General features: G+C 68.5%; 7 protein-coding genes. 4 read left to right on the forward strand and 3 right to left on the reverse strand.

What is annotated here, in order from left to right; all coding sequences use genetic code 11:
- Positions 1 to 34 precede the first annotated feature (34 nt).
- The 3 genes from J7I89_RS20540 to J7I89_RS20550 are packed head-to-tail and all read right to left on the reverse strand — an operon-like array spanning position 35 to position 3992.
- Entirely contained in the window at positions 35 to 1354 is a 1320-nt protein-coding gene (locus tag J7I89_RS20540; RefSeq protein WP_374102033.1) for a deoxyguanosinetriphosphate triphosphohydrolase, read from the reverse strand.
- Positions 1347 to 2528 carry a tRNA dihydrouridine synthase DusB gene (gene dusB, locus J7I89_RS20545; RefSeq protein WP_214974104.1) on the reverse strand — a complete coding sequence of 394 codons (1182 nt, stop codon included), beginning with the start codon at positions 2526 to 2528 and terminating at the stop codon, positions 1347 to 1349. The genes J7I89_RS20540 and dusB overlap by 8 nt, the downstream gene beginning before the upstream one ends.
- A gap of 54 nt (positions 2529 to 2582) precedes the next feature.
- Positions 2583 to 3992: a YibE/F family protein gene (locus J7I89_RS20550; protein ID WP_214974107.1), complete on the reverse strand. Its 1410-nt coding sequence runs from the start codon at positions 3990 to 3992 to the stop codon at positions 2583 to 2585.
- A 143-nt stretch (positions 3993 to 4135) separates the two neighbouring features.
- Here J7I89_RS20550 and J7I89_RS20555 point away from each other — a divergent pair, with 143 nt between their 5' ends.
- The 4 genes from J7I89_RS20555 (at position 4136) to J7I89_RS20565 (ending at position 7275) form a co-directional block, all read left to right on the forward strand.
- Positions 4136 to 4879, forward strand: coding sequence for an alpha/beta fold hydrolase (locus tag J7I89_RS20555; RefSeq protein ID WP_214974121.1), 744 nt, complete (start codon positions 4136 to 4138; stop codon positions 4877 to 4879).
- Positions 4876 to 5391 (forward strand): DUF1295 domain-containing protein, encoded by a 516-nt coding sequence (locus J7I89_RS25390; protein WP_308159987.1) that lies wholly within the window; start codon positions 4876 to 4878, stop codon positions 5389 to 5391. Before J7I89_RS20555 ends, J7I89_RS25390 begins: the two co-directional genes overlap by 4 nt.
- 25 nt (positions 5392 to 5416) lie before the next feature.
- Positions 5417 to 5677: a DUF1295 domain-containing protein gene (locus tag J7I89_RS25395; RefSeq protein WP_308159988.1), complete on the forward strand. Its 261-nt coding sequence runs from the start codon at positions 5417 to 5419 to the stop codon at positions 5675 to 5677.
- Positions 5678 to 5829: 152 nt separating this feature from the next.
- Positions 5830 to 7275 carry a short-chain fatty acid transporter gene (locus tag J7I89_RS20565; protein ID WP_214974109.1) on the forward strand — a complete coding sequence of 482 codons (1446 nt, stop codon included), beginning with the start codon at positions 5830 to 5832 and terminating at the stop codon, positions 7273 to 7275.
- The last annotated feature ends 29 nt before the right edge of the window (positions 7276 to 7304 follow it).

The raw sequence follows: 7304 nt of genomic DNA on the forward strand, positions 1-7304 counted from the left end.
GGGGCGGACAACGAAGAGCAGACTATGGCCTCCATCACCACAGGGACGGCAGGCTGCCGACCAGCCGTTCGTACATGGCCAGCGCTGAGCCGTCCGTCAGCGAGGCCACCTGGTCGATGACCACGCGGAGCCGGGCGCCGTCGTCGGCGGCATCCCTCCAGTCGGCGGCGAACATCGGTTCCAGGTGGCGGTCGCCGGAGGCGTTCAGGGACGTCACGAGCGCGTGCAGGACCTCACGCTGGCGCTCGTAGATGGGCTGGCGGTGGTCCGTGGTCATCACGAACGTGGTGGCCAGGCCCTTCATCACGGCGATTTCCATCACGGTCTCGTCCGGGACCATGAGTTCGGCCCGGTAGCGTGTCAGGTTTTCTGGACCGTAGACGGCGCGTGTGGTCTCCAGCGCACTCTGGCAGAACCGGCCGATCAGCTGGCTGGTCATGTCCTTCAGGGCCGCCATGGACTTGCGGCTGCCGTCGGCCTCGCGCACCCAGACGTCCGTGGCCTCCAGCCGGGCGAGGGCGGCGTCGATGGCCGCGGGATCGTTGTGGGGCAAGTACCACTGCTTGGCGTAGCCCACCACGCGGGCCCGGTGGTCCGGGTTGTCCATCCAGCGCAGCTGGAAATGGCCGGCGACAATGGCGTCCTCGACGTCGTGGACAGAGTAGGAAATGTCGTCCGCAAGGTCCATGACCTGGGCCTCCAGGCACGACCGCCGCTCCGGCGCCCCCTGCCTGATCCAGTTGAAGATGGGCAGATCGTCCTCGTAGGCACCGAACTTGCTGGTGCGCTGGCCGTGGATCACCGGGGCGTCGAGGGCGGACCAGGGGTACTTTGCCGCCGCATCGAGGCTCGCGCGCGTCAGGTTCAGGCCGGCCGGCCTGCCCTCCGTGTCCAGGACCTTCGGCTCGAGCCGCGTGAGCAGCCTGAGCGTCTGCGCGTTGCCTTCGAAGCCGCCGATTGCGTGCGCCATCTCGTTCAGCGCCGACTCGCCGTTATGGCCGAACGGCGGGTGCCCGAGGTCGTGGCTGAGGCAGGCGGTGTCCACTACATCGGGGTCGCAGCCCAGGGCACGTCCGAGCTCACGGCCCACCTGCGCCACCTCAAGGCTGTGCGTCAGCCGGGTGCGGACGAAGTCGTCCGTGTCCGGCGCCACCACCTGGGTCTTGGCACCGAGCCGGCGCAGGGCCGAGGAGTGCAGCACGCGCGCGCGGTCACGCTCAAAATCGGACCGGTACGTGTTTTTGGGCGGTTCCTCCACCCAGCGGGCGGAGTCGTGCGGCCCGTAGCCCGGCAGGGACTGGGACGGCCCCCGGGCGGGGACTAGCTGGCTCTCGGCGAGCTGGCTTTCACCCACCGGACACATCCAGTTCCGCGGCGGAGATGTCGCGGGTCTGGTCCGCGTCCATCTGCCGGCTCAGCAGCCAGTCCTTGGGCAGTGCCGGTTTCTTAGGCGAACCGGCCCGGCCGCGCGGGCCTTCCGAATCGACGCCCGGGTAGGGCAGGTCCATGTCCAGCTGGTCCAACAGTTCGCGCAGGACCTCAAGGGTGGGCACGGTGGCCAGTTTGGCGCGCAGTTCACCGCCCACGACGTAGCCCTTGAAGTACCAGGCCATGTGCTTGCGGATCTCGCGCAGGGCCTTGTATTCGTCGTTGCCGAAGGTCTCGACCATGAGCTCGGCATGGCGGTAGACGCCTTCGGCCACCTGGCGCAGGCCCGGGCGGTGCCGCTCGTCGCTTCCTTCGAAGGCGGCCTGCAGGTCACCGAACAGCCAGGGGCGGCCCTGGCAGCCGCGGCCCACCACCACGCCGTCGACGCCGGTTTCGCGGACCATGCGCACGGCGTCCTCCGCGGACCAGATGTCGCCGTTGCCCAGCACGGGGATGTCGGGGAGAGCCTCGCGCAGGCGGGCGATCGCTGACCAGTCGGCCTGGCCGGAGTAGAACTGCGCGGCCGTGCGGCCGTGGAGCGCGACGGCGGCAACGCCGGCATCGCGGGCGATGCGGCCGGCGTCGAGGTACGTCAGGTGGTCGTCGTCGATGCCCTTGCGCATCTTGATGGTCAGCGGGATGCCACCTTTGGACGCTTCCTTGACCGCGGTCTGCACGATGGCGGTGAAGAGGTCGATCTTCCAGGGCAGGGCCGAGCCGCCGCCGCGCCTGGTGACTTTGGGCACGGGGCAGCCGAAGTTGAGGTCGATGTGGTCCGCACGGTCCTCGTCAACGAGCATGCGGACCGCCTGGCCCACCGTGACGGGGTCCACGCCGTAGAGCTGCACGGAACGGACTTTCTCGTCGTCGTCGTGCGAAATGATGCGCAGCGACTCCGGCGTGCGTTCCACCAGTGCGCGGGAGGTGACCATCTCCGCCACGTACATGCCGCCGCCGTATTCACGGCAGAGCCTGCGGAAGGCGGTGTTGGTGATTCCGGCCATGGGTGCCAGCACCACCGGGGTGTCCACGGTGATGGGGCCGAGTTTCAGCGGCGGAAGTTCCAGCTTGGGGGCGGGAGGCGTAGCTACAACAGTCACCCGTCCATTGTCTCAAAGCCGGGCAAATCGGGCAGAAACCGCCGACGACGGCGTTCAGCCGCCCTGGGCGGCCCGCCTGCCCCGCCGGGTTTCGGCCGGCGTCAGGGTTTCCGCGGCCGGGGTTTCCCCGACTACTGCTGCCGCCGCCGCGAGGGCTCCGGTGTCATCGACGTCGTCGGGCGTTACGGCGGTCCGGCCGCCGGTGCGGATGCCGGTGGCCTTGACCACAAGGACGGCGATGAGCGTGGTGACGGGAATGGCCAGAACCAGGCCGATGGACCCCACCAGGGTGCGGATGACCTCTTCGGACAGTTCGGCGCTGGTGAGCGCCTCGCCGAGCGGGCGGTCATAGAGCATCACGATGATGAGGATGGGCAGGGCCGCTCCGGCGTACGCGAAGGCAATGGTGTACACAGTGGAGGCGATGTGGTCCCGGCCGATCCTCATCGCCGACGTGAACAGCTTGCGGGCGCTGGTGGCCGGCGCCAGTTCGTACAGTTCCCATACCGCCGAAGATTGGGTGATGGTGACGTCGTTCAGCACCCCGAGCCCGGAAATGATGAGCCCGCACAGGATAATGCCGGAGATGGAGATGCTGCCCGAGATATTGACCAGGGTGGCGGCATCGTGGCTGCCCACTCCGGCGAGGTTCGCCGCATCCGTTGCCCAGGCGGCAAGCAGCGCCGTGATGCCCAGCCCGAACATGGTTCCCAGCAGCGCGGTGGACGTCCGCGCCGAGAAGCCGTGCGCGAAGTACAGCACCCCGATCATGATCACCGTGGATCCCACGAGCGCCAGCAGCAGCGGCGGCTTCCCCTCCACGAGCCCGGGAAGCATGAAGCTCACCAGCACAAAGTACGCGCCGACGAGGCCGATCAGGGCGCGGAGTCCGCGCCAGCGCGCCACGGCCACCACCACCAGGGCGTAGAGGACGGCCAGCAGGATGATGGGCATGGTCCGGACGAAGTCAACGAAGATATAGGACGGGGAACCCTGGGCAGCGGCCGCGCCCTGGGCGTTGGAGAGGTTGAGGTAGCGGATGTTGTCGCCGACCTGCACGCCATGCGATTTGGCGACGTCCGGGTTGATCACCACCTTGACCGGGTTCCCGCCCTTGTCCGGCTCGGTGAATGCGAACGTGCACTGTGAGCCGCCGCCGTCCTGGGCACCGCCCTGGGAACCCTGTGGCGGGTCCTGCCCTGTCGCCGGACTGCAGCTCTCAGTGACGACTCGCTGGATCCGCCCCGTATCAAAGGTGACACCCGGCGCCGCGGCGTAGGGGTTGGCCAGCGTCAGGCCCTCGCGGCTGCCGGACGGCCACAGCGCCGCCATGGCCGCGAGCGTCAGCAGGGTCAGCGGAATCAGCACCGCGGCAAGAATCCTGTTTGCTTTCCTGCGGGCGGCAATCGCTTGGGCGGTTGGCTCCGAATGCCCTGTGTGGCCGTGGGAGTGACCGGAACCCATCAGCAGTTAGACCTCATGCTTGAACTCTACGGCGGTCACCATAATGTTGATAAATAGACCACAGGAAGTCGGAGGACGCAGGAGTGAGCCAGCGCAGGACTGACCGGCACGAAACGGCACCCACACCGCCGTCGGAAGGAGCGCTGCCGGAGGGAGCGCCGTCGGAAGCGACGCCGTCGGAAGCTGCCCTGACCATACTCCGCCCGGCCGGAACCACGCACGGCGTGGCGCTGGTCCTTCACGGCGGCCGCTCGCACAGTTTCGAGCCGGTCGAGGCCCGGCATTTGAGCCCGGCCCGGATGGTGCCGTTTGCGCGGCATTTGCATCGGGCGGGGAAGGACCGCGGCCTGGCCGTGTGGATCCTGCGGAACCGGGTGCGCGGCTGGAACGGCGACGAGATGTCCCCGTTGAAGGACGCCCGCTGGGCGCTGGCGAAGATCCGCGCAGAGCATCCCGGCCTCCCGGTGTACCTGCTGGGGCACTCCATGGGCGGCCTCACCGCCATCTGCGCGGCGGACGATCCCCAGGTGGACGCCGTGGTGGCACTGGCACCGTGGCTCGACGACGCAACGCCGGCCGCGCCGGTGACCGGGCGGAAGCTCCTGATCGTGCACGGCGACCGGGACCGGTGGACGAGCCCGGCGGCATCGCTGCGTTTCGCCCGGCGCGCTGCGCAGGCGGCCGATGTGGTGCGGTACGTCTCGCTCCGGGGTGCCGGCCACTTCATGTTCCGGCGCGTGCGGCTCTGGCACACGCTGGCCACGGGATTCTTGATGAATGCCTTCAGCGACAGGACCGGCACGGCCGGGGCCAAGCCATCGGCTCCTGCTGCTGCGGTGGACCGGCTGGTGACGTCCTCCGCCGGAACCATCCCGGTTGTGCTGTGAGCCCGTTCCCGCTGGACGCGTTCCTGGCTAGCCTGCGGTGGACGGCGCTTGCCGTTCTCATGGTGCTTGGCGTGACTTTCGCGGTGGCCGTGGCCCAGCGCCGGCACTCAGTCATGGACGTGGCGTGGGGGCCGGGATTCGTCGCCGTCGCGGCCGTCTCCTTCGTGATGTCGGCCGGCGCCGGAGATGACGCGAGGCGGCTGCTGCTGCTGGTCCTGACGGGGATCTGGGGGATCCGGCTCGGCACGCACATCGGCCGGCGCGCGCGTGGCGGGCATGAGGACCCGCGGTATGCCGCACTGCTGGAAGGCGCGCCCGGGTCGCGGAACGTTTACGCGCTCCGCCGGGTCTATCTGCCCCAGGGCGTGGTGATGTTCTTCGTGTCCCTGACCGTCCAGGTGGGCATGTTCGGCACGGGACCGGTGGGGGCGCTGGCCGTCGCCGGCGCGCTGTGCTGGCTGCTCGGGTTCTTCTTTGAGGCCGTGGGCGACTGGCAGCTCGCGCGTTTCTAAGGCGGACCCGTCCCGGCGCGGAACGGTGCTGGACACCGGGCTGTGGCGCTACACCCGCCACCCGAACTACTTCGGCGACGCCGCCGTCTGGGCCGGGCTGTTCCTCATCGTGGCCGAGTCCTGGCCCGGGGTCCTCACGGTCCTCTCCCCCGCGCTGATGATCTGGACCCTGGCAGGCAAGACCGGAAAGCCGCTCACCGAAAAAGCCATGTCCGGCCGCCCGGCGTACCGCGAATATGTGGTGTCCACGAGCGGTTTCTTCCCCTGGCCGCCCCGGCGCCACTGACTCGCGGCGCCGACCTGCGGCGCCGAACTGCGGCGCCGAACTGCGGCGCGCGGGCGGACGGCGCGCTTCGGCCGGCTTGCGCACGGTGTGGCTAGGCTCCTTGGGTACGCACGCACACATTCGCACGAACTCAATGGAGAGGGATCCTTCCTGTGGCAGACACAGTCCTGACAAGAAGCGAGATCGACGAACGCGGCCTGGCCCGCCTGGCCCAGCGGCTGGCAGCGTGGACGGAAAAGTGGTTCCCGGACGCCTACATCTTCGCGCTGGCCGGTGTGGTCCTCATTGCCGCGGCCGCCCTCGCCATCGGCGCCTCGCCGCAGTCCATCGCCGATTCGTTCGGCAACGGCTTCTGGGACCTCACCGCGTTCACCCTGCAGATGGCCATGGTTGTCCTGACCGGCTACGTGGTGGCAACGTCCCCGCCGGTGGCAAAGCTCATCAACCGGCTGGCGCTGGTCCCTTCGACCGCACAGACCGCCGTGAGCTTCGTGGCGCTGCTCTCCATGTCCGTGTCCTTCCTGAACTGGGGCCTCAGCCTCATCTTCGGCGGCCTTCTGGCGCGTGCCATCGCGCGCCGCAAGGACCTGTCAGTGGACTACCGAGCGCTCGGTGCGGCCGCTTTCATGGGTCTCGGCGCAGTGTGGGCACTGGGGCTGTCATCATCGGCCGCGCAGCTGCAGGCCACGGCTGCGTCGCTGCCGCCTGCCCTGCTGAAGATCACCGGGGTCCTGGACTTCGGCACCACCATCTTCACGTGGCAGTCGCTGCTCACCCTGGCCATCCTCATGGCGCTCACCACCGTCATCGCGCATTTCTCGGCGCCGCGCGGTGCCGCAGTGCGCACGGCCGAGGACCTAGGAGTGGACCTCGACGATGAACCCAGCGAACCGGCGCCCCGGTCCCGCCCCGGCGAATGGCTGGAATACAGCATGATCCTGCCGGTCCTCGCCGGCGTCCTGACCTTGGGCTGGCTGGTGTCGCAGTTCCTGACCAAGCCCTTCCTGACAGTGGTGAGCAGCCTCAACGGCTACCTGCTGGTGTTCCTTATCATGGGCCTGGTGCTGCACCGGACACCGCGGAACTTCCTGCAGGCCGTGACCAAGGCCGTGCCGGCGACTGCCGGCATCCTCGTGCAGTTTCCGCTCTACGCGGCCATGGCCGCCATCCTCACGAAGGCCACCGGCCACGGCGGCATGTCCCTCTCGGCACACCTGGCCGAATTCTTCTCGGACATCGGCGGCGGCGGTGGGTTCGCCGTCGTGATTGCCCTGTATACCGCCGTGCTGGGCCTGTTTGTTCCCTCGGGCGGCGGGAAATGGCTGGTGGAGGCGCCGTACGTGATGCAGGCGGCCACGGATGTGAACATGAACCTGGGCTGGACCGTCCAGATCTACAACATCGCCGAGGCCCTGCCCAACCTGATCAACCCGTTCTTCATGCTGCCGCTGCTGGCGGTGCTCAGACTGCGGGCCCGGGACCTGGTGGGCTTCACGTTCCTGCAGTTCGTGTTCCACCTGCCCGTCGTGCTCCTGCTCGTGTGGTTGCTGGGAATGACGTTCGACTTCGTTCCGCCGGTGATTCCCGCAGGGAAGTAGCAGCAGCTAAGTAGCCGTTGTGCCCCTTG

Source organism: Arthrobacter sp. ISL-5 (assembly GCF_018613835.1).
Taxonomy (GTDB): Bacteria; Actinomycetota; Actinomycetes; order Actinomycetales; family Micrococcaceae; genus Arthrobacter.

Coding starts and splice junctions, on each gene's coding strand:
- J7I89_RS20550 (WP_214974107.1), bottom strand. CDS start 3,992: ATGGGTTCCGGTCACTCCCACGGCCACACAGGGCATTCGGAGCCAACC.